The sequence below is a fragment of the Mesorhizobium sp. 10J20-29 genome, assembly GCF_054130485.1.
This window is the reverse complement of record NZ_CP199156.1, coordinates 4983164-5004662: the sequence shown is the minus strand read 5'-3', so window position 1 is coordinate 5004662 and position 21499 is coordinate 4983164. Positions and strand designations below refer to the sequence as shown.

Sequence of the window (21499 nt, the reverse complement as noted above, 5' to 3'; positions counted from 1 at the left end):
CCTAAACCTTGAAATCCATGACAGATGAAATCCTGCGCCTGATGAGTTTGCGCCGATTGGCCTGCAGTTGTGGTCGAAGTTCATCGGCCAACTCCCTTGACCGGCGCGCCATCGCGGCGTCTTCACAGGCGTTGAGTACGATCGCGCGAAAATGCTCGGCGCTTCTCTCTGCTTCGCTGGCGACTTTCAGGACCCCGAACTTCTCAACCGCCTCCGCATTGTATTGTTGCTCCCGTTGCTGCGGCGCCGCTACCTGAGGTATTCCGGTGGCCAGGCCCAGGCACAGCGTGCCATGCTGTGCCGCGTTGACCAGCAGTCGGCTGCGCTTCGCCACGAGGTCAACAGGGACAGGTGAGCGCTCGACGAGGACACCTCGCTTCGCGAGCCCGTCGGCAACCTCGTCGTCGATACCGGGAATGAAAACCCTCACTGGTACTCCAAGGCTTCCGATTGCTTCTATCAGCTCTGGGCTGGATTGCGCCCTGGTAGAGAAGTAGACGAAGACCTCTTCGCCACCGGACACAGGCTCCGCCTCCCCTCCGATGATCGGCGGAAGCAGGGGTTGCCGCCGCGACTCGGAGTACGGGTCGAGCATCCCAATGGTAAAGGCGAGCTGGTCAGAGGACGTGTAAACCTGCGGCAGCCGATCAAGCTTCGGAACCCCGAACTCGGGGACCACCGAATTGATCGTGTCGACGATCTCCGCTTCGTCGTAGATGCGGGTCGAGTAACGGGGCAGCAGAACCGGAAACTCCTGCATCTCCGCCGGCGGGACCAGATAGCCGGTGCCGATGGCGATAGCGGGGATGCCGAGACCCCGTGCTGCCATGAGGGCACAGGGCGCGCAGTCGGCAATGACCAGCGAGATGTCGCATTCGCGCATCACTCCCTGCCACCAGGCGATGCTTTCGCGCAAGGTTTCCGGGTTGAGGAAACCGTAGTCCCCGAGAAATTCGCCCCATGTCGCCCTGGGTGGACTTCCGCGGGATTCTCGGAAATCCCTCGAATAGGGCAACCACGGACCCTGCACCGCATCGCACAGTCCCGCCAACTCGTCCTTGAACGTCAGATCGCACAGGGCGGCGTCGAAGGTGAAGCGGTCCTGGACCGCCTCGGCCACCGTTCTCAATTGAACAACATGGCCGCGGCCGCTGCCATGTTCCCATGCAAGCAGCGCTCCCAACATTACCTCACCCCAAGCCAGTAAAGATCATAGTTGCTCCCAATACTGGAACGCAGGATAGGTTGTGCCGCATTTACAACGCCTGCGGGCACCATCGAGACTGCGAGTCCTGTAGCCGTTCTATCCGATCGAAAGAAAAGTTTGTGAGGTTCTCACCGCCCCAGAAGATTTCGCCCGACGCTCTTCAGGTGCTGAAGCATCGCCTCTCTTGCGCTATCGGAATCGCGTTTCGAAAGCGCGACCAGGATTGCCTCGTGCTCCTGGCAGTATGTCTGGCGCCTCTCCTCCGAGAATGACCGCTTTTTCATCTCGAACCATGGCGCCTGGTTGCGCAGAACGCGCATCAGATTGTGGATCTCGCGCAGAAATTCGTTTCGCGAGCAGCTGAAAATCCGGTGGTGGAACTCCGCGTCCCAATGCTCGAAGACAGGCATCTCGATGGCGTCGCAGGCAGCCAGATGTGCCTCCCTTACGGCCTCGATCTCGCCGGCGCTGGCATTGGTGGCCGCGAACGCTGCCGCCGCGGGCTCCAGCAATTCACGGATTTCCATCATGTCCGCGGGGCTAGCCCCCTCCATGCGCTTGATCGCGCCAGCCAGCGTGTCGACATTGGCGGCAACGAGGAAGGTGCCGCGGCCGACTTCACGACTGACAGCGCCGCTTTCCTGCAGCAGTCCCACAGCCCGCCTGACCGTATTGCGGGCAACGCCGAATTCGGCCGCCAAATCACGCTCGGGCGGGATGCGGCCCTGTTCCAGCCATTCGCCGGCTTCGATGCGTTTCCTTAATTTGGCGGCAATGTCGGTTGCGACGAGGCGCGGCATGGCGGTGTCCGAACTGATCCAATCTTGCACCAATCTAATCAGGTGAAGGCTGGATGTCCAGTGCGGTATCTCACAGCCGCCAGTCCGGAAGCACTGCGATTGTTGCGCCGCAGCATGAATTTTCGTTGATTATCCCGCTTGCCGCGCGATCAGTTCACCTCTATCGTGTCACGAAAGGCACCTTAATTGGTCCAATAAAGGTTCAGGGAGGGGTTGCATGAAAGTCGCGACGTTCTTGATCGCGGGGGAGAGGCGTGTCGGCCTTGTCGATCTCTCCAGCCAGACCGTCGCGCCCTTCGACTTTCCAATCGAACGCGCCGCTGCCGGCGTGCTTGCGCTGATCGACAGCAATGGTGCCGGCCTTCCGGCGACGCTGTCGCCGGTCCCGCTTTCCCAGGTGACGCTCGAGGCGCCGATCCCGCGGCCGCGCCGCAACATCTTCTGCGTCGGCAAGAACTATCACGAACATGCGCATGAATTCGCCAAGAGCGGCTTCGATTCCAGCGCGCAGGCGGGTGCGGTTCCCAAACACCCGATCATCTTCTCCAAGGTGCCGGAATCGGTGATCGGCATGAGCGACGCCGTGCTGATCGATTCCGGTATTTCCACGGCCATCGACTACGAAGCCGAGCTCGCCGTGATCATCGGCAAGGCCGGCCGCGGCATCGCCAAGGCCGACGCGTTCGACCATGTCTGGGGCTATACGATCATCAATGACGTGACAGCACGCGACCTGCAGGGCAAGTACAGCCAGTGGCTGATCGGCAAGTCGCAGGACACGTTCTGCCCGATGGGACCGTGGGCGGTGACGAAAGACGAGATCGACATCGAGACGACGGGCATACGCTGCTTCGTCAATGACGACCTGCGCCAGAATTCGACGACGAACCTTCTGATCTTCGACATTCCGACGATTATCGCCACGTTGTCGGAGGGCATTACGCTGCAGCCGGGCGACATCATTGCTACCGGGACGCCGGCAGGCGTCGGCATCGGCTTCACGCCACCGAAATATCTCAAGGCCGGCGATGTGGTGCGCGTCGAGATCGACGGCATCGGGACGCTGCAGAACCGGTTCGAGGAGCGCGCCTGATGCCGCTGATGCGCATAGGGCCGGTGGTTGTCGAGGTCGCCGGACAGGGCTTTCCGGTGGTCATGATCCATGGCCTCGGCGGCTCGTCGAACACCTTCCAGCCGCAGATGGCTGCGCTTGCAGGCTACCGTGTCATTAGGGTCGACCTCCCAGGCTCGGGCCGTTCCCCGGTGCCCGCCGGCACGCTGTCGATCGAGACGATGAGCGAAGCCGTGGCGGATGCGGTCCGGAGCCTTGGCGTCGAGGCAGCCCATTTCGTCGGGCATTCCCTGGGCACGCTGGTGTGCCAGCACATCGCCGTCGAACAGCCGGGAACGGTCGCGTCGCTGGCATTGTTCGGGGCGCTCGCCGAGCCGACCGAGGCGGTTCGCAACGGGCTGCAAGGCCGCGCCGCGATGGCGCGCGCCGGCGGAATGGCCGACATTGGCGACGCTATCGTGGCCAATGCGATCTCCGCTCATACGCGGGACACTTCACCGGCCGCCGCTGCCTTCGTGCGCGAATCCGTCATGCGCCAGGATCCGGAGGGCTATGCCCGCACCTGCGAGGCGCTGTCCCGAGCGACGGCAGTCGATGCACGCGCCATCAAGGCGCCGACGCTTCTGGTGACCGGCGACGCCGATACCGTCAACCCGGTGAGTGTGGCGCAGGCGCTGTCCGACAAAATCGCCGGCGCGACGTTGTCCACGATGGACCGCTGCGGTCATTGGGCTACTATCGAAAAACCGCAGGAGGCGACCCGCAAGCTCGCGGACTTCCTGCAGCGGAACAACGGTTAGGATCAGAGCTTCGCGGGAACGGCCTTTCCGCATCGTTTCGGGAGGAATTCATGGCTGACGACGCAAACGGCTGGAACGGCAACGGCAACGGCAGCACGCTGTTCACCAACGTGCGGGTGCTCGATGCGACCGGCGAATATCCCTACACCGGCGAGGTGCTGGTGCAGGGAAACCGCATCAAGCAGATCACCAAGGGCTCGTCGCGCTTCGGCTCTGCCGCACCGGGTGCCGGCGGCGCGACCGTCATCGACGGCATGGGCGCGACGCTGATGCCCGGCCTGATCGACGGCCATTTGCATCTCTCCTGGAACAATGCGCCCGGCATCGACCCGATCCAGATGATGGAGGTCGAGGAGCACATGCTGGTGACCATGGAAATGGCCAAGCTGGTGCTTGATGCCGGCTTCACGGCGGGTCGCGGTGCTGCCTCAGCCAAGCCGCGCCTCGACGTGGTGTGCAAGAAGTTCATCAACCAGGGCCGCTATCCCGGACCACGCTACCTGGCGGCCGGTCCCGAAATCACGACCGTCGGCGGCCTCGGCGATGCCGCGCCCTCGCACATCCCGCACGAGGGGCTGAATCTCGGCCTCGTGGTCTCGGGTCCCGAAGAAATCCGGCGCACGGTGCGCCAGCTCATCAAGTACGGCGTCGATTCCATCAAGCTCAACCTGTCGGGCGAATCCATCACCGGCATGGGTGCAGAAGAAACGCCGATGTCGGAAGAGGAAGTGGCGATGGCCGCCTCCGAGGCGCGTTGCCGTGGCAAGGTGCTGGCGGCGCATGCGCGCTCGTCCGGCTCGGTCAAGCAGTGCATCCGGCACGGCATCCAGAACATCTACCACGCCTCCTTCGCCGACGAAGAGTCGCTCGACATGCTGGAGGCGGCCAAGGACAAGCATATCGTCGCCCCCGGCATCGCCTGGCTGATCAACACGGCGCGCTATGCCGAGCAGTGGGGCATCAAACCCGGCTCGGCGCTTTCGCTGGAGTACGAGCGCGAACTCGAAATGTGCATCGACACGATGAAGAAGATGCATCGCCGCGGCATCCGCATCTGCACCGGCGGCGACTATGGCTTCGCCTGGACCCCGCAGGGTACCAATGCCAAGGACCTGCAGACCTTCGTCGAGATGCTCGGCTTTTCGCCTATGGAGGCGATCCAGGCCGGCACCAAGTATGGCGGCCACATCATGAACATGGAAGACGAACTCGGCCTGATCAAGGAAGGCTATCTCGCCGACCTGCTGCTGGTCGACGGCGACCCGATAGCCGATGTGCGCATCCTGCAGGACAAGAACCGCATCCTGGCCATCATGAAGGACGGCAAGTTCCACAAGGCGCCGCGCATCAACGAGCAGAGGCGCCGGCTGACCGCATGAGCGTGCTCGACCAGCAGACGGCGGGGGCCGGCATCACGAAGCGACAGGGGTGGGGCATTGCCGCGCTTCTGTTCGCCGCCGTGATGGCGTGGCTGATCTTTGCCATCTGGCCGGACTGGCTGAACGATATCCTGATTTCAAAGAAGGCCTTCGTCAGTTCGATCTTCAACGGTATCACGCTGGCCGGCCTCTACTTTCTGGTCGCCAGCGGCTTCACCCTGGTCTTCGGCCTGATGCGCAACGTCAATCTCGCGCACGGCTCGCTCTACCTCGTCGGCGCCTACATCGGTTACGAGGTGACGCGGCTGACTGGCTACTGGCTGCTCGGCGTCGCAGCCGGATTCCTGGTGCTCGCGCTCATCGGCGTCGTTCTTCAGGTCACGGTGTTCCGCCGGCTGGAAGGCGACGACTTGCGCCAGACGCTGGTGACCATCGGCATCTCGATCGTCGCGGCCGACCTGATGCTGTGGATGTGGACCGGCGCGACCTACCAGATCACCACCCCGGAATGGCTGGACGGCGCCGTCAAGCTGCCGATCATCACGGCGTTCAGGTCTAATGGCGACGCCGTCTACATCAACTACCCGTTCTACCGCCTCGTCGTGCTCGGCGTTGCCATCGTCATCGGCATCGGCCTGTGGCTTCTGCTCAACAAGACGCGGGTGGGCATGATGATCCGCGCCGGTGTCGACGACCGCGCGATGCTTGCCGCTTCCGGCGTCAACGTGCATGCCGTCTTCGCGATCGTCTTCGCCATCGGTGCCGGACTGGCCGGCTTCGCCGGAGTCGTCGGCGGCTCGGCGCTGTCGGTCGCGCCGGGCGAGGACGTCCGCTATCTGCTGGCCTCGCTGGTGGTGGTCATCGTCGGCGGCATGGGCTCGATTACCGGGGCTGCCATCGGCGCCCTGCTGATCGGCCTCGCCGAGCAGATCGGCCTCGTCTACTTCCCGACTTACGGCATCGTGCTGACCTTCGTCATCATGGTGGTCACCTTGGCGATCCGGCCTCAGGGCATCATGGGCAAGTCGCTATGACGCTGGCGATCGAAACCCCTCGAAAGTCCCGCGTCGACACCCTGCTCGGCGACATCGGCATCGGGCAGGTTCTGCTCGCCGTCGCGCTGCTTCTTTACCCGGCGATTGCATCCGACTTCTTCCTGACGCAGATCGGCGGGTATTCGCTGATCTGGGGCATGATTGCGTTGTCGCTGATGATGCTGGCCGGCTATGGCGGCATGGTCAGCCTGGCGCAGATAACGGTGGCGGGCCTCGCCGGCTACATGGTCGCGATCTTTGGCGAGAACAACTCGAATGTTCACGGCTTCGGCTGGCCGTGGTGGGTGGTGGTGCCGATCGCCGTGTTTGTCGCCGGCATCGCCTCGGCGCTGATCGGCGCGATTTCGGCGCGCACCGACGGCATCTACACGATCATGATCACGCTGGCGATCGCCACGGCCATGTATTATTTCACGCAGCAGAACTACGCGCTCTTCAACGGCTTCCCCGGCTTCACCGGCATTCGCGCGCCTGATTTCCTGGGCATCTACTGGCGCGATCCGATGCCCTTCTACTATCTGTGCCTGGGTGTCGCCGTGGTCGCCTATGCGGCGGTGCTCTACTGCGCGCGCTCGACCTTCGGGCTGGCGCTACAGGCACTGCGCGACAACCCGCGCCGCATGCGGGCGCTGGGCTTCCATGTGACCCAGCACAAGATCGTCACCTATTTCTACGCCGGATTGATCGCCGGCCTCGCCGGAGTCCTGCTGGTCTGGTTCAACGGCCGCATCTCGCCGGGCACGATCGGGGTCGGCGCCGCGATCAACGTGCTGATCATCGCCGTCATCGGGGGAATGCGCCACCCGATCGGCCCGTTTCTGGGCGCACTCGTCGTTGTTCTGATGCAGACATTCGCCATCGACATAGTCGGGGCCGAGCGTTTCAACACGCTGATCGGCCTGTTCTTCCTGGCGATCGTCTTCATCTCACCGGATGGTCTCCTTGGACTATGGGGCAAACTGAAGCCGCATCTTAGACAGGAGTCCTTGCGCTCCGGTCCGTAGGGACCGGGCGGGGTAGTAGCAATCTGTAACTGGGAGGAAGCAATGCATATCCATCGACGTACACTGCTGGCGCTGGCGCTGGCCACGGGGCTGACCGCTCCGTCGCTCGCCCTGGCGGAAGACACCATCAAGCTTGGCATACTCGCGACGTTCGAGGGTGCGTTCACGGTCCTCGGCGAAGACGGCATGCGCGGTGCCATGCTGGCGATCGAGGAAGCTAACGGCATGGCCGGCGGCAAGAAGATCGAAATCGTCAAGGGCTCGTCCGACGCATCGCCCGACAGCGCCGTGCGCGCCGTGCGCAAGCTTGTCGAGCAGGACGGCGTCAAGGTCGTCGTCGGCCCGCTCTCGGGCGACGAGGGCATCGCCGTCAAGGATTACGCCAAGACGCAGCCGGACGTGACCTTCATCAACGGCACGTCCGCGGCACAGGACACGACGCTGCGGGATCCGGCGGAGAACTTCTTCCGCTTCTCGACTGACGGCGCGCAGTGGATGGCCGGTCTCGGTACCTATGCCTTCAACGAGAAGGGCTACAAGAAGGTCGCGACCGTGGCGGAAGACTATTCCTTCCCCTACACGCAGGTCTTCGGTTTCATGGCCGAATTCTGCAAGGCTGGCGGCACCGTGCCGTCGAAGTCCTGGGTGCCGATCGGCAACAAGGACTACTCCTCGGTCATCGCTGCGATTCCTGACGATGTCGACGCGATCTACGTGGCACTTGGCGGCGCCGATGGCGTCAACTTCCTGACCCAGTACCAGCAGGCAGGCGGCGAGGCGCCGTTGATCGGCGGTTCGATCACCGTCGACCAGACAGTGCTGTCGTCGAAGGGCAAGATGCGCGACGTCGTCATCGGTACGCCTTCAGCCGGCCCGATCGCCGACACCAACGACACGCCGGAATGGCTGGCTTTCGTCGAGGCCTACAAGAAGCAGCCCGACGCCTTCCCGTCGCCGTCGCTGTTCGCACACGGCTACTACGTCAACACCAAGGCAGCCATCCTGGCGCTTGACGAGGTCGGCGGCGACGTCTCCGACGGCGGCAAGAAATTCCGCGAGGCTCTGTCGAAGCTCTCCTTCGACACGCCGACCGGCAAGGTGTCGCTCGACAAGAACCGCAACGCGGTCGCCGACATGTACCTGACGGAAGTCTCGGAAGGTGCTGACGGAAATCTCTACAACAAGCTCGTCAAGGTTGTCTTGCAGGTCAACCAGACGCTCGGCATTCCCGAAGAGGAATTCCTGGCGCTGGGTGCGGTCAGCCGCGAAAACCCGAGCTGCCCGTAACAGGCAACTGGCAGGAGACCGCACCAGTGGCTGAACCGATCGCCGCATCGCGCCTGCAGAGCTCCAACGCACATGCGTTGGAGCTCGACGGCGTGACGCGTCAGTTCGGTGCCTTGGTTGCTGTATCCAGCGTGAATATGAGGATCGCGGCTGGCGAAAGGCGCGCGGTCCTCGGCTCCAACGGCGCCGGCAAGACGACTCTGTTCAATGCCATAACAGGCGACTTCATGCCGACCGCCGGCAAGATCCGTTTCTTCGGCGAGGACATCACGATGTTGCCGCCGCATGAGCGCATCCGGCGCGGCCTGCGGCGCACCTACCAGATATCGCAGCTATTCGGCGGCCTGTCGGTTCTGGATGGAATTTTCCTCGCCTGCCGCGGCGTGTCGCGCAACCGGTTCTCGCTGATCCGGCCGCAGCCGGACGACGTCAACATGGCGCAGGCCGAGCTCATTCTGCACGCCGTGCATCTCGAGGACATCAGGGACACGATGGTCGCGACGCTCTCCCACGGGCAGCAGCGCCAGCTCGAAATAGCGTTGGCGCTTGCCGGCGCACCGCGCTTCATCCTGTTTGACGAACCGGCAGCGGGGCTGTCGCCCACCGAGAGACGCGACCTCGTCGCGATCCTCAACGCGCTGCCCAAGCATATCGGCTACGTCATCATCGAGCACGATCTCGACGTCGCGCTGCGCGTCTCCGACTACGTGTCGATGATGCACAACGGCAAGCTGTTCAAGGAAGGCACGCCCGAAGAGATCGAGAACGATCCGCAGGTGCAGGAAATCTACCTCGGCGGAGGCCGTCATGGCTGAGCGCGTCGGCGGAAGAGCTGCCCTGAAGATCGATGACCTCCACGTCTATTACGGCGAGTCACACGCAATCCAGGGCGTCTCGCTGACGCTGGAACGCGGCGTGCTGTCGGTCGTCGGCCGCAACGGCATGGGCAAGACGACGCTCTGCAATACCATCACCGGGCTGATGCGCCCGCGGTCCGGCTCAATCCGGGTCGACGGAAGGGAGGTCTCCTCGCTGGAGCCGCACCAGATCAACCGGCTTGGCGTTGGCTACGTGCCGCAAGGCCGCCGGGTCTGGCCAAGCCTGACGGTTGACGAGCATCTGAGGCTCGCGGCGGGCAGCCGGCGCGATGCGACATGGACCGTCGAGCGCGTCTACCAGACATTCCCACGGCTGGCCGAACGCAAGGGCAATGGCGGTTCGCAGCTGTCGGGCGGCGAGCAGCAGATGCTGGCGATTTCGCGCGCGCTGCTGTCCGACCCCAAATTGCTGGTCATGGACGAGCCGACCGAAGGCCTGGCTCCCGTCATCGTGGATCAGGTCGAGCGCATGCTGGTGACGCTCGCGGAAGAAGGCGAGATGGCGATCCTCGTCATCGAGCAGAATATTGGTGTTGCGACCACTGTCTCAGACCGTGTCGCGATCATGGTCAATGGCCGCATCAACCGCATCATGGATGCAAAGGAACTCGCCAGCGACCGCGAGTTGCAGCAGAGCCTGCTCGGGGTCGGCCGTCACGCAGATGTCGAGACGACGCCGCAGCCGGCCGAGATGGCGCAAGCGCAGGAACAGCTTGCCGACGTCTACCGGATCGAGCGCAGCGGCGGCGAAACGGCCGACAGCAGCGGCGTTCGCGCCTACCGGCCGGTGACGGATCTGCCCAACCGCTGGAACGTACCGGCGGCGACGCTGCGCCAGACTGCCGTCGAGAAGACGACGCCCGCCGATGAGACGAAGAAGATCTTCGCCATCCCCTTTGCGGAGCGGATCGGCCGCACCGCGCTGGTCGTCGGCACGTTCGACACCAAGGGCAAGGAACTGCGCTTCATGGCCGACCGGCTGAAGAAGCTCGGCATTCCGGTGCGCACTGTCGACCTGTCGACATCCGGCAAGCCGTCGAGCGCCGACGTCCCGGCAAACCAGGTCGCCAGCATGCATCCGCGCGGTACGTCCGAAGTCATGTCAGGCGACCGCGGAAAATCCGTGGAGGCGATGGCTGAGGCGTTTGCCCGCTGGATCGAGCGGGAGAGGGATATCGGCGGCATCATCTCGGCCGGCGGCTCCGGCGGCACCACGCTTGCCACGGCCGGCATGCGCGGCCTGCCCGTCGGCATTCCGAAGATCATGGTCTCGACGGTCGCTGCCGGCGATGTTGGCAAGTATGTCGGTGGCGCCGATATCATGATGTTCCACTCGGTAGCCGATGTGCAGGGGCTGAATTCGATCACCGAGGCCGTGCTCGGCAACGCCGCGCACGCGATGGCTGGCATGATCGCCCAACTACCGAGCGCCGACGTGCGCGAGGCCAGGCGCAAGCTGTCGCGCCCGGCCATCGGCATCACCATGTTCGGCGTGACGACGCCCTGCGTGCAGGCCGTGACGAAACGCCTTGAAGCCGACTATGACTGCCTGGTTTTCCACGCCACCGGCATCGGCGGTCGCGCCATGGAGGGGCTGGGCAACTCTGGCCTGCTCTCCGGGTTCCTCGACATCACCACGACGGAGATTGCCGACATGATCGTCGGCGGCGTGTTCCCGGCCGACGAGACGCGTTTCGGTGCGGCGATCCGGACCGGACTGCCCTATGTCGGTTCGGTCGGAGCGCTCGACATGGTCAATTTCGGGCCGCGCGAGAGCGTGCCGGAAAAGTTCAGGAACCGAAAGTTCGTCATCCACAATCCGAACGTTACTCTCATGCGCACGACACGCGACGAGAACCGTGCCTTTGGCGAGTGGATCGGCGGGCGGCTGAACAAGATGAACGGTCCGGTGCGATTCCTGCTGCCCGAGGGCGGGGTGTCGATGCTGGATGCGCCGGGACAGCCGTTTTTCGACCCGGAGGCCGACAATGCGCTGTTTGAGGCAATCGAGAAAACGGTGCGCATCTCGCCGACACGGCGCGTCGAGCGGGTTGCCGGCAACATCAATAACGAAACGTTCGTGACGGCGCTGGTGACGGCGTTCCAGTCGGTCGCACCGAAAATGATGCGGAGCGCCTGATGCAGGTCGCGCGCGCCGCACACTTTGCATTTGCCTGTCGGGCATGGATAAATTCAGACCTGCCGGCTGATGCCGGCTGCAGTTTCTTCGGGAGAGCATGACAATGGCCGCACAGACCTTCGGTGCATTTCTCTTGTGGCTGATCATCGCCGCGATTGTGGTGGTGGTCGCCGTCTATGTCCTTCGCTGGCTGTATCGCCGCTCGACCAAGGAGACGGCGTTCGTGCGGACCGGCTTCATGGGCGAAAAGGTGGTCGTCAACGGCGGCGCCTTCGTCATCCCGGTGCTGCACGAGATCACGCCCGTCAACATGAACGTCATGCGCATCGAGGTGCGCCGCGGCGAGCAGACGGCGCTGATCACCAAGAACCGCATGCGCGTCGACCTGATTGCCGAGTTCTTCGTGCGGGTAGGCTCGAGCCGGGAATCCGTCGCCTCGGCGGCGCAGACTCTTGGTCGACGCTCGCTGCAGCCAGAAGGCATCCGCGAACTGCTCGAGGGGAAGTTCTCCGCGGCGATGCGCACGATTGCGGCGCAGATGTCGCTCGAGGAGATGCATGAGCTGCGTGGCGACTATGCCCGCCAGGTCAAGGAAGTCGCGTCGGAAGCGCTGGCACAGAATGGCCTCGAGCTCGAGAGCGTCGCAATCGTCGACCTCGACCAGACAAGCCTGGAGTTCTTCGATCCGTCGAACGCCTTCGACGCCGAAGGTCTGACGGCGCTGACGGAATCGATCGAAACGCGCCGCCGCATGCGCAACGAGATCGAGCAGCGCACGCTGGTCGACATCCGCAACCAGAACCTCGAAACGCATCGCAAGGTTCTGGAGATCGACCGCGACAGCGAATATGCGCGACTGGAACAGGAGCGCGAGGTCGAGGTTCGCCGCGCCGGGCAGCGTTCGGAGCTCGCCAAGGAGCGCGCGCTGCGCGACCAGGAATCGGAGCAGGCGCAGTTGTCGGCCCGCGAGATCGTCGAGAAGTCGAGGCTGGCGCAGGAGCGCGCCATCACCGAGGAGCGCATCAAGAGCGAGGAAGAGACCCAGCGTCGTGAGATCGCCCGGCGCCGTGCCCTGGACGAGGCCGAGCTGAAGTCGCGCGAGAAAACCGAGCGTGAGCAGATCGCGCTGGAGCTCGAACTGGAGAAGGCGCGCATCAACCGCCAGGGCGCCCAGAGCGAACTGGAAATCCAGCGTAAGGAGGCGCTGGAGATTGCCGAGCTGGAGCGTCAGATTGCACTTGCCGAGAAGGCCGCCGAAGTAACCCGCGCGGAAGCGGAGAAGCGGCGTGCCGAAATCCTGGCGTCCCAGGAAACGGAATCGACGCGGATCAGCCAGGACCGTCTGCTCGATCAGGTCCGCATCGAGCGCGAACGCAATCTGGAAGCGCTGCAGATCGCCAAGCGTCAGGCCTTCGAGGAAGCCGAGATCGCGTCCAGCGAGGAAGTCGAGCGGGCTCGAATCCAGACGGCACGCGGCATCGACGAGGCTCGCCTCATCAAGGACCGCGAGATCCGCCAGATGGGTGTCGAGAACGACAAGACGATCGAGATCGCGGAAATCCAGAAGGCCATCGACATCGCCAAGAAGACGCAGGAGCGTTCCGCGGCAATGGCAGCATCCGAGGCCGTCCGCGCCAAGGCGATCCAGGCCGAGGAGCAGTCCTTCACAACCCGCGAGCGCGAAATCGCCGAACGGCGCAAGCTGACCGACCTGATCGGCGCGCAGCGCGAGGCCGAACGCGAGACCATCCGCGTTACCGCCAAGGCGGATGCCGAGATGAAGGCGGCCAAGAGCCTCGCCGAAGCCCAGAAGATCGCAGCCATTGCCTCGGCCGACGCCGAAAAGATCCACGCGCTGGCAGCTGCCGAACGCTACGCCGTCGATGCCGCGGGCCAGAAGCAGATCAACGAGGCCGAAAACGTGCTGTCGGAAGAGGCACGCGCCGGCCGTCTGCGCGGCAAGCTGCTCGACCATATCGAGGGCATCGTGCGCGAAAGCGTCAAGCCGATGGAAAAGATCGAGGGCATCAAGATCCTGCATGTCGATGGCATGAGCGGCGGCCCTGGCGGCAACCGGAATGTTACCGACGAGGTCATCGATTCCGCGCTGCGCTACCGCGTGCAGGCGCCGATGATCGACAATTTGATGAAGGAGATCGGCATTGAGGGCGGTTCGCTCGGGCGCATGACCGACGTGCTGCGCGACGCCAAGGATATTTCCAGCCTGACTCGGGACAAGAAGGGCGGCAAGCCGAAGCCTGCCAAGGACGACGATGACGACCGCGACCGCTGATCGTCTTCTTGTCTGCCCGGCACCGTGGACACGCGGCGGTGCGGGCGGGCCTGATGCCCGACTGACGGGCGGAAAAGTGCATTCATGACAAAAGTCTACGTTTCCACCGTCATTCCGGCGCCGGCCGCGTCGGTCTGGCAGGTGGTCCGCGATTTCAACGGGCTGCCAGGCTGGACTCCCTTCGTGGCGGAGAGCCGTATCGAACAGGGCGCGAAATCCGACCAGGTGGGGTGCATCCGAAATTTCCGGCTGAAGGACGGCGGTGTGATCCGCGAGCGGCTGCTGGCGCTGTCCGACTACGACCTGTCGTGCAGTTACGCGATCCTCGAAAGCCCTATGGCTGTCGAAAACTACATTGCCACCCTGTCGCTGACGCCTGTCACCGACGGCAACGCCACCTTCGCCGAGTGGCAGGCCGATTTCGACTGTCCACCCGATCGCGAGTCCGCCCTGGTCCAGCAGATCGGCAGCGGCGTCTTCCAGACGGCCTTCAATGCCCTGAAGCAGCGCTTCGGGCGCTAGCCGCCGATGGTCAAGATCCGGCAATCAACGATTATCGATGCGCCGATCGATCATGTCTGGTCGATCCTGCGCGACTTCAACGGCCATGACCGCTGGCACCCTGCCATCGCTTCGAGCGAGATCGAGGGAGGCGAACCTGTCGACGCCATCGGTTCGGTGCGGGACTTCAAACTCGGCGACGGCAGCCGTCTGCGCGAGCAGCTTCTGGCGCTTTCGGACGACCAGACCACGCTGACCTATTGCCTGCTCGAGGCGCCGCTGCCCCTGATGGGCTATGTCGCCACCATCCGCCTCAAACCGGTGACCGACGGCGAGCGGACCTATTGGGAGTGGCACTGCGAGTTCAACCCGCCGCCCGAGCGGCGAGAGGAACTGACCAGGCTGGTCAGCGAGCAGATCTACCGGGCCGGGTTCGCCGCGATCCGGCAGCGGCTGGCGCGTGGAACTCCCGTCGCGAGGGCCGAGGCTCCCTTGTCCCGGACCGACAGCAGGGCCCCGACCGGCAGCGCCAGCGCGCGCGCGCAGGCGCAGGGTGCAGTCTCCGCGGCCACGGCCAATGGCGGTTCGACGCGCGCCATTGTTGTCGAAGAGCATGGCGGGCCGGAGGTCATGCGCATGCGCGACATCGCGCTGCCCGATCCCGGACCCGGCGAGGTGCAGATCCGCCATACCGTGATCGGCGTCAACTTCATCGACGTCTATTGCCGGACCGGCTATTTCGACCTGCTGAAGCCGCCGGGCGTGCCGGGTATGGAGGCGGCCGGCATCATCGAGGCGGTCGGTTCGGACGTGTCGGACTACAGGATCGGCGACCGCGTCGCCTATGCCTGCCCCCCTGTCGGCGCCTATGCCGAGCGCCGCAACATGGCGCCCGACCTGCTGGTGCATCTGTCCGACGACATTTCCGACGAGACGGCGGCGTCCAGCCTGCTCAAGGGCGTGGCCGCGAGTTTCCTTCTGCACGAGGTCTATCCCGTCAAGGCCGGAGACACCGTGCTGGTCCACGCCGCCGCCGGCGGCATCGGACAGTTTCTGGTGCAATGGGCAAAGCATCTCGGCGCGACGGTGATTGCCACCGTTTCGACGGACGACAAGGCCCGTGTCGCCACGGCGCGCGGTGCCGACCATGTCGTCGTCTACAGCCGCGACAGCTTCGCCGAGGCGGTCATGCGCCTTACCGGCGGACGCGGTGCAAACGTCGTCTACGATGCGGTCGGCAGGGACACCTTCGCCGACTCGCTCGCGGCGCTCGCCGTGCGCGGCCATCTCGTCAGCTTCGGTCAGGCGTCAGGCCCGGTAGGGGACTGGGACATCGGCCGCTTCGCCTCCAAGTCGGTGACCGTCTCGCGCCCGAACTACGGACATTTCACCGACACGTCCGAGAAACTGGCCATCCATGTCGACCGCTTCTTCGGTGCTCTGCGGCAGGGGGTCGTGTCGATCGATCCCCCGACGCGCTACAGGTTGGACGAGGCGCAGCAGGCACACCGCGACCTCGAAGCCCGCCGCACGACCGGAGCCCTCGTCCTGACGGTCTAGTCCGTCAGCTTCGACTGTCCGACGATTGCTGCATCAGAACTCGAACCGGTAGGGGCGGGTCCAGATTCCAACTGCGGCGGCACGCAATTCTGGCAGAAACGGGTGCATCCCCGGCCGACTGCACCCGTGTCTCCGGCGGGTTGCCGACCGTCGGTGCCAGCCCTTGCAGGCCGCCGGTCATGCCTGAGTGGCGGCCATCGCGTCCTCTGCCGGTGCGGCTGCGGCGATCGGTTCGAGAGCCGCGAGAAGCTGCGCCACTTCGTGCTCGCTGTTGTAGTGGCACATCGAGATGCGGATGCAGTCGGGCAGACCCAGCGGATCGAGAATGTTGCGGGAATAGTGATCCGCCTTGCGCGTATGGGTCCTGATGCCCTGGTCGTTGAGCCGGGTGACCACGTCTGTCGACTTGATCCCCTTGACGACGATCGACACCAGGCCTTCGCGCGCCGGATTGTCCTCTCCGCCCAGGATGACGACGTTTTCCATCTCCCTGAGCCCTTTGAGGTTCCCGGTTCCGTGGATCATCGCATCCGTCAGACGCTTCTCGTGGGCGTGAATGGCATGTCCGGCGGCCTCGATCCGGCGACGGCGATCTGTCTCGCTCGAGACCTCGCCGCCGAGCCAGTCGAGATAGGCGACAACGTCCGACATGGTCGCATAGGCGCCGGTGTCGCGCGTGCCGAATTCCCAGCCGGTCGCCGGCGCGCCGATCAGCATGTCGTGCGGCAGGGCGCCGAGCCGGTCGGATATCCAGGCAACCCCGAAGCCGTGGCGCGAAAAGACCTTGTAGGGCGAGATCGCGTAGCCATCGATGCCGTAGCTGTCGATGTCCAGTTGCCCGTGGGCAGCATGCTGGATGCCATCGACGATGATCACGCAATCCGGCGCCACTTTCCGGATTGCGGCGGCGACGGCTGCCACGTCGACGCCCATGCCGGTGACGGGGGATGTGTGCAGGATGGTAGCCACGGCAACGTCGGGCGTGACGTGCGCGGCGTAGGCCTCGGCCGTCACGGTGCCCGTGGAATCGTCGTGCTGGACATTGACGTAGTCGAGCCCCGCGATTTCCGCCCAGCGTCGCGCCGCCGAGCGGGAGGCCGGATGTTCAAGTGAACTGCCGAGTACCTTGGCGCTCTTCGGGGCGTTCAGGCAGGACGTCCGGATCATCCGGAAAAGCAGCTCCGTCCCGCTTTCGCCGACGAAGAATTGCCCCGACGAAGCGTTCATCAGCACGGCCATGTCGGCCTTGGCCCTGTTGATGATCTCGACCAGCGCATGGCTGGCCGGGTTGTCGCGGCCCTGATTATCCGGGATCGCCGCGAACTTCGCCGATGTCTCGACGACAGATTTCAGCGTCAGCGCGCCGCCGGCATTCTCGAAGAAGACACGCGGGCCCTGGAAGGGGCATTCGTCGACATGGGCAAAGCGGCTGCGAATCTTCGCGAGCAGTTCGGGGGTAATCTCGTTCATATTCTCTCTCGTCAGGAAGATTCTGGCTTCGTAGGGCGCGGGAAGCGATGTATGCCAATATGGCGCGCGTGAGGGAAGCCGTCGACTGCATCCTCTTCCAAACTATGCGTTGATTCTTAAAGTCCGGCCATCGCCGGGGGACGCGTTTTGCCGGCAGCGGAAATGCTGGCGCGCTGCCCTCGTGGCAAAGGTTGTGTGCAGAAGCGCGGCGCGGACCGGCAGTCAGGTCGCGCCGCCGCTTCAGGTTCAGCCGATCAGATCCTCGATGCGGATCGGAAAGCGGTGTGCCCGGATACCGGTGGCGTGCCAGATGGCATTGGCGATGGCGCCGACGGTGCCGGTGACGCCGATCTCGCCGACCCCTTTGACGCCAAGCACATTGACGTAGGGATCATCCTCCTCGACCAGCAGCGCCTGCATGGCCGGAATGTCGGCATGCACCGGGATGTGGTAACCGGCGAGGTCGGCATTCATCGGCCGCCCCGTACGCCGGTCGTGCACCGCCTCCTCGTGCAGGGCGAAGGATACGCCCCAGATCATGCCGCCATAGAGCTGGCTCCTCGTCAGGCGCGGGTTGATGACCCGCCCCGCGGCGAAGGCGCCGACCAGCCTGGTCACCAGCACCTGGCAGAGGTCGGGATCGACCTTGACCTCTGCGAAGACCGCACCGTGCGAATACATCGCGAGTTCCTCGGCGTCCTTCGGGTCCCGGGTGCCGGTGCCGTTGCCTTCGAGGCTCGCCATGCCGGCGCGCGCCATGATCTCGGCATAGCTCTCGCTGCGCGTCTCGTCGCCGCGGTGGTAGAGCCTTCCGTCGCGCGCCCCGACACCGGCATTGCCGGCGCCGAACAGCGGCGAAGCCGGGTCCGCGGTGGCGATCTCGGTCAGCTTCGCAATGGCGTCCGTGCCGGCATTGTGCAAGGCGGTTCCGGCCGAAGCGGTGTGGCCCGATCCGCCGGCGACGCCAGCGTCTGGGAGGTCGGAGATGCCGGAGCGGAACTCGACCCTTTCGACCTCCAGACCAAGTCCGTCGGCAGCGATCTGGGCGAGTGCCGTCCAGGCGCCCTGGCCCATGTCGGCCCCGGCGGTCTCGACAAGCGCGGTTCCGTCGCTGCGCAGCGTGGCGCGTGCCGAGGCAGGGAACATCGGGCACGGGAACATGGCAGTGCCCATGCCCCAGCCGATGAGCCGGCCTTCATCGTCCTGCATCTGGCGCGGCGCCAGTGGACGGCCTGCCCAGCCAAACGCCTTCGCGCCCTCGGCATAGCATTCGCGCAGCGCCTTGGACGAGAAGGGTCTTCCCGTCGCCGGGTCGGTCTCGGCATAGTTGCGCAGACGAAATTCCAGCGGGTCGAGCCCGCAGGCGAGAGCCGCTTCGTCGATGGCGCATTCGAGCGCCGCCGAGCCGGACGCCTCCCCGGGCGCGCGCATCGGGCCAGGGGTCCCGGTATCGATGCGCACCGCACCGTGCCGGGTCGAAATGGCCGGACTGGCATAGATGTTGTGCGAGGCGTTGGCGGCGGGTTCGATGAAATCGTCGAAGCTGCTCGTCGTCGAGACGGCGTTGTGCTCGAGCGCCGTCAGGCGACCTTCGGCATCCATGCCGAGCCGCAGATGCTGCTGCGTTGCGCCGCGATGGCCGACCGGCCCGAACATCTGGTCGCGCGACAACACCATCTTGACCGGCCGCTGCAGCATGCGGGCAGCGAGGATCGTCAGAATGTAGGGCCCGTTCATGATCGCCTTGGAGCCGAAGCCGCCACCGAGGAAGGGGCTGCGCAGCAGAACGTTCTCGGGCGGGATGCCGAAATAGCCGGCAAACAGTGCGCGCGACATGACGATCGCCTGGTTCGGGCTGTCGATCGTGAGGTGGTCGCCGTTCCATTCGGCGACCATGGCATGCGGCTCCATGGCGTTGTGGTACTGGGCCGGCGTCTCGTAGGTCGTGTCGACGCTGCGCGTCGCGGCGGCATGGCCGGCGGCAAGATCGCCCTTGGCGAAGCTTGGCGGCGCGCCGATGCCGACGGCGGGCGGATCGTAATGCTCGCCGTCGTCGAATCCCATACGCGCCGGCTCGACCTCGTAGGTCAGCGCGAGCAGGCGCGCGCCCTCGGTCGCCGCCTCCAGCGTCTCGGCAACGACGACGGCAATCGGCTGCTTGGCATAGCGGACCCGGTCGTTCTGCAGGGCGTCGAACCGGAAGCCGAACAGGCCGTGCTTCTGGTCGGGGTCCAGTGCGAGTGGCGGGCAGTTTGCCGGCGTGATCACCTCGATGACGCCTGGATGCGCCATGGCGGCGGCGACGTCGAGCGAGGTCACACGGCCGCGCGCGATGCTGCTCGCCGCGATGACGGCGTGAGCCATGTTTTGCGGATGGTTGTCCGCAGCATAGGTGGCGGTGCCCGTGACCTTCAGGTGGCCGTCGAGCCTGGTCAGCGGCTGGCCGCTGGAGGACCCCATGCGGGCATGGGAGGTCGGGAAGGCGAGCGTATCAGACATAGGAGAGGGCTCCCGGGGTTGTGCCGAAGGTGGAGGCGGGCAGGGCGGGCATGCGTTCGGGCGTACCGGCCGCGGCCAGGAGCAGGACGCGGCTCGCGGTCCGACGCGCCAGTTCGATCTTGAAGGCGTTCTGGCCGGACGGCATGGCGTCTGCCAGCGCCGCGCGCGCTGCTTCTTCGAAGATGGCGATGCCCGGGCTCTGGCCGACCAGCAAGGCTTCCGCGGTGCGTGCGCGCCAGGGCTTTGCGGCGACGCCGCCGAGCGCCAGGCGGGCGGCGCGGATCGTGCCGTCCTCAATGTCGAGGGCGGCCATTGCTGACACCAGCGCGAAGGCGAAGGAGGTGCGTTCGCGCAGCTTCAGGTAGCGCTGGTTGGCGCTAAATGCCCTGGCTTCCGCCGGTAGCCTGAGCGCGGTCACCAGTTCGCCTGGAGCAAGCACGGTCTCGCGCTCCGGCGTCTCGCCGGGCAGACGATGGAAGTCGTCGAGCGCTACATCGCGCGGGCCGTCGAGCCCTTCGATCTCGACCATAGCGTCGAGCGCCACCAACGGCACGCTGAAGTCCGACGGATGCGTTGCGATGCAGGCATCGGACCAGCCGAGTACGGCATGGGTGCGGTTCTCGCCTCCAATGGCGTCACAACCGGTGCCCGGCGCGCGCCGGTTGCAGGCGCTGGCGGGGTCCTGGAAGTAGGCGCAGCGCGTGTGCTGCATCAGGTTCCCGCCGACCGTCGCGGCGTTGCGCAGCTGCGCCGATGCGCCGGACAGCAGAGCCTCGGCCACAGCCGGGTAGGCGGCGGCAAAATCCTTGTCGCGGGCGAGGTCGGCGTTGCGTACCATGGCGCCGATGCGGAACGCGCCGTCCGGCAACCGCTCGATGCGGTCGAGACCGGGCAGGCGGGTGATGTCGACCAGACGACCGGGGCGCTTGGCGCCAGTCTTCATCAGGTCCAGAAGGTTGGTGCCGGCGGCAAGATAGGCAGCACCCGGTTCGGACGCGGCGGCCACCGCTTCGGCGGTCGAGGACGGACGGAAATAGTCGAAGAGGTTCATGCAACCCTCCTTTGTTCGAGCTTCTTCTGGGCTTCGAGCACTGCCTCGACGATGCCGGCATGGGCGCCGCAGCGGCAGAGGTTGCCGCTCATGCCCTCGCGGATTCTTTCCGGATCGTCGCCGGCCTCGGCTTCATTGATGAGGCCGACCGCACTCATGATCTGGCCGGGCGTGCAGAAGCCGCACTGAAAGCCGTCATGGGCGATGAAGGCGGCCTGCACGGGGTCTAGTGCATCGCCCTTGGCAAGGCCTTCGATGGTCATTACATCGGCGCCGTCGAGGCTCGCAGCGAGAGCCAGACAGGAATTGATGCGCCGGCCGTCGACCAGGACTGTGCAGGCGCCGCACTGGCCGCGGTCGCATCCCTTCTTGGTGCCGACCAGGTCGAGCCGCTCGCGCAGCAGGTCAAGCAGCGTTACACGCGGGTCCTCCAGCGCGACGTCTCTGCGGACGCCGTTCACTGTAAGCGTGACGGACAGAGTCATGTTCGCTCCGATCGTTCT

Annotated in this window: 17 protein-coding genes; 11 read left to right on the top strand and 6 right to left on the bottom strand. The window is 64.9% G+C overall.

The window, feature by feature from the left end; all coding sequences use genetic code 11:
- Position 1: 1 nt before the first annotated feature.
- Together ACT2BZ_RS23945 and ACT2BZ_RS23940 are read right to left on the bottom strand one after the other, a co-directional pair.
- Positions 2 to 1186 (bottom strand): glycosyltransferase, encoded by a 1185-nt coding sequence (locus ACT2BZ_RS23945; protein WP_457938355.1) that lies wholly within the window; start codon positions 1184 to 1186, stop codon positions 2 to 4.
- Positions 1187 to 1335: 149 nt separating this feature from the next.
- The gene (locus ACT2BZ_RS23940) at positions 1336 to 2007 is read right to left on the bottom strand and encodes a FadR/GntR family transcriptional regulator (RefSeq protein WP_457938353.1); all 672 of its coding nucleotides are present in this window, start codon (positions 2005 to 2007) and stop codon (positions 1336 to 1338) included.
- A gap of 217 nt (positions 2008 to 2224) precedes the next feature.
- Between ACT2BZ_RS23940 and ACT2BZ_RS23935 the strand changes: the two genes are divergently transcribed.
- The 11 genes from ACT2BZ_RS23935 to ACT2BZ_RS23885 all read left to right on the top strand — a co-directional run bounded on the left by ACT2BZ_RS23935 (position 2225) and on the right by ACT2BZ_RS23885 (position 15976).
- Positions 2225 to 3100, top strand: coding sequence for a fumarylacetoacetate hydrolase family protein (locus ACT2BZ_RS23935; protein WP_457938352.1), 876 nt, complete (start codon positions 2225 to 2227; stop codon positions 3098 to 3100).
- Positions 3100 to 3879, top strand: coding sequence for an alpha/beta fold hydrolase (locus ACT2BZ_RS23930; protein WP_457938351.1), 780 nt, complete (start codon positions 3100 to 3102; stop codon positions 3877 to 3879). Before ACT2BZ_RS23935 ends, ACT2BZ_RS23930 begins: the two co-directional genes overlap by 1 nt.
- Before the next feature lie 50 nt (positions 3880 to 3929).
- Positions 3930 to 5258, top strand: a complete 1329-nt coding sequence (locus tag ACT2BZ_RS23925) for an amidohydrolase family protein (protein WP_457938349.1) — start codon at positions 3930 to 3932, stop codon at positions 5256 to 5258.
- A complete protein-coding gene (locus ACT2BZ_RS23920; protein ID WP_457938348.1) occupies positions 5255 to 6292 on the top strand; it encodes a branched-chain amino acid ABC transporter permease in 1038 nt (345 codons plus the stop codon). Before ACT2BZ_RS23925 ends, ACT2BZ_RS23920 begins: the two co-directional genes overlap by 4 nt.
- Positions 6289 to 7317 (top strand): branched-chain amino acid ABC transporter permease, encoded by a 1029-nt coding sequence (locus tag ACT2BZ_RS23915; RefSeq protein ID WP_457938346.1) that lies wholly within the window; start codon positions 6289 to 6291, stop codon positions 7315 to 7317. Before ACT2BZ_RS23920 ends, ACT2BZ_RS23915 begins: the two co-directional genes overlap by 4 nt.
- Before the next feature lie 42 nt (positions 7318 to 7359).
- Positions 7360 to 8604 (top strand): ABC transporter substrate-binding protein, encoded by a 1245-nt coding sequence (locus tag ACT2BZ_RS23910; RefSeq protein WP_457938344.1) that lies wholly within the window; start codon positions 7360 to 7362, stop codon positions 8602 to 8604.
- Between the two features lie 26 nt (positions 8605 to 8630).
- Positions 8631 to 9419 (top strand): ABC transporter ATP-binding protein, encoded by a 789-nt coding sequence (locus tag ACT2BZ_RS23905; RefSeq protein WP_457938343.1) that lies wholly within the window; start codon positions 8631 to 8633, stop codon positions 9417 to 9419.
- Positions 9412 to 11622 carry a Tm-1-like ATP-binding domain-containing protein gene (locus tag ACT2BZ_RS23900; protein ID WP_457938342.1) on the top strand — a complete coding sequence of 737 codons (2211 nt, stop codon included), beginning with the start codon at positions 9412 to 9414 and terminating at the stop codon, positions 11620 to 11622. The genes ACT2BZ_RS23905 and ACT2BZ_RS23900 overlap by 8 nt, the downstream gene beginning before the upstream one ends.
- A gap of 103 nt (positions 11623 to 11725) precedes the next feature.
- Positions 11726 to 13915: a flotillin domain-containing protein gene (locus ACT2BZ_RS23895; protein ID WP_457938341.1), complete on the top strand. Its 2190-nt coding sequence runs from the start codon at positions 11726 to 11728 to the stop codon at positions 13913 to 13915.
- Positions 13916 to 13999: 84 nt separating this feature from the next.
- On the top strand, positions 14000 to 14437 hold the full coding sequence (locus tag ACT2BZ_RS23890; RefSeq protein ID WP_457938339.1) for an SRPBCC family protein: 438 nt from the start codon (positions 14000 to 14002) through the stop codon (positions 14435 to 14437).
- Between the two features lie 6 nt (positions 14438 to 14443).
- Positions 14444 to 15976 carry a zinc-binding dehydrogenase gene (locus ACT2BZ_RS23885; protein ID WP_457938337.1) on the top strand — a complete coding sequence of 511 codons (1533 nt, stop codon included), beginning with the start codon at positions 14444 to 14446 and terminating at the stop codon, positions 15974 to 15976.
- A gap of 177 nt (positions 15977 to 16153) precedes the next feature.
- Here the strand turns inward: ACT2BZ_RS23885 and ACT2BZ_RS23880 are convergent, their stop codons facing one another.
- The 4 genes from ACT2BZ_RS23880 to ACT2BZ_RS23865 all read right to left on the bottom strand — a co-directional run bounded on the left by ACT2BZ_RS23880 (position 16154) and on the right by ACT2BZ_RS23865 (position 21481).
- The gene (locus ACT2BZ_RS23880) at positions 16154 to 17446 is read right to left on the bottom strand and encodes an aminotransferase class V-fold PLP-dependent enzyme (RefSeq protein WP_457938335.1); all 1293 of its coding nucleotides are present in this window, start codon (positions 17444 to 17446) and stop codon (positions 16154 to 16156) included.
- Positions 17447 to 17692: 246 nt separating this feature from the next.
- Entirely contained in the window at positions 17693 to 19945 is a 2253-nt protein-coding gene (locus tag ACT2BZ_RS23875) for a xanthine dehydrogenase family protein molybdopterin-binding subunit (RefSeq protein ID WP_457938334.1), read from the bottom strand.
- Positions 19938 to 20996, bottom strand: a complete 1059-nt coding sequence (locus ACT2BZ_RS23870) for an FAD binding domain-containing protein (protein WP_457938332.1) — start codon at positions 20994 to 20996, stop codon at positions 19938 to 19940. The genes ACT2BZ_RS23875 and ACT2BZ_RS23870 overlap by 8 nt, the downstream gene beginning before the upstream one ends.
- On the bottom strand, positions 20993 to 21481 hold the full coding sequence (locus ACT2BZ_RS23865; RefSeq protein ID WP_457938331.1) for a (2Fe-2S)-binding protein: 489 nt from the start codon (positions 21479 to 21481) through the stop codon (positions 20993 to 20995). The genes ACT2BZ_RS23870 and ACT2BZ_RS23865 overlap by 4 nt, the downstream gene beginning before the upstream one ends.
- Positions 21482 to 21499: the final 18 nt, after the last annotated feature.

Excerpts from the sequence above, each read along its gene's own strand:
- ACT2BZ_RS23945 (WP_457938355.1), bottom strand. The coding sequence starts at position 1,186 with ATGTTGGGAGCGCTGCTTGCATGGGAACATGGCAGCGGCCGCGGCCAT.
- ACT2BZ_RS23940 (WP_457938353.1), bottom strand. The coding sequence starts at position 2,007 with ATGCCGCGCCTCGTCGCAACCGACATTGCCGCCAAATTAAGGAAACGC.
- ACT2BZ_RS23935 (WP_457938352.1), top strand. The coding sequence starts at position 2,225 with ATGAAAGTCGCGACGTTCTTGATCGCGGGGGAGAGGCGTGTCGGCCTT.
- ACT2BZ_RS23930 (WP_457938351.1), top strand. The coding sequence starts at position 3,100 with ATGCCGCTGATGCGCATAGGGCCGGTGGTTGTCGAGGTCGCCGGACAG.
- ACT2BZ_RS23925 (WP_457938349.1), top strand. The coding sequence starts at position 3,930 with ATGGCTGACGACGCAAACGGCTGGAACGGCAACGGCAACGGCAGCACG.
- ACT2BZ_RS23920 (WP_457938348.1), top strand. The coding sequence starts at position 5,255 with ATGAGCGTGCTCGACCAGCAGACGGCGGGGGCCGGCATCACGAAGCGA.
- ACT2BZ_RS23915 (WP_457938346.1), top strand. The coding sequence starts at position 6,289 with ATGACGCTGGCGATCGAAACCCCTCGAAAGTCCCGCGTCGACACCCTG.
- ACT2BZ_RS23910 (WP_457938344.1), top strand. The coding sequence starts at position 7,360 with ATGCATATCCATCGACGTACACTGCTGGCGCTGGCGCTGGCCACGGGG.
- ACT2BZ_RS23900 (WP_457938342.1), top strand. The coding sequence starts at position 9,412 with ATGGCTGAGCGCGTCGGCGGAAGAGCTGCCCTGAAGATCGATGACCTC.
- ACT2BZ_RS23895 (WP_457938341.1), top strand. The coding sequence starts at position 11,726 with ATGGCCGCACAGACCTTCGGTGCATTTCTCTTGTGGCTGATCATCGCC.
- ACT2BZ_RS23890 (WP_457938339.1), top strand. The coding sequence starts at position 14,000 with ATGACAAAAGTCTACGTTTCCACCGTCATTCCGGCGCCGGCCGCGTCG.
- ACT2BZ_RS23885 (WP_457938337.1), top strand. The coding sequence starts at position 14,444 with ATGGTCAAGATCCGGCAATCAACGATTATCGATGCGCCGATCGATCAT.
- ACT2BZ_RS23880 (WP_457938335.1), bottom strand. The coding sequence starts at position 17,446 with ATGAACGAGATTACCCCCGAACTGCTCGCGAAGATTCGCAGCCGCTTT.
- ACT2BZ_RS23875 (WP_457938334.1), bottom strand. The coding sequence starts at position 19,945 with ATGTCTGATACGCTCGCCTTCCCGACCTCCCATGCCCGCATGGGGTCC.
- ACT2BZ_RS23870 (WP_457938332.1), bottom strand. The coding sequence starts at position 20,996 with ATGAACCTCTTCGACTATTTCCGTCCGTCCTCGACCGCCGAAGCGGTG.
- ACT2BZ_RS23865 (WP_457938331.1), bottom strand. The coding sequence starts at position 21,481 with ATGACTCTGTCCGTCACGCTTACAGTGAACGGCGTCCGCAGAGACGTC.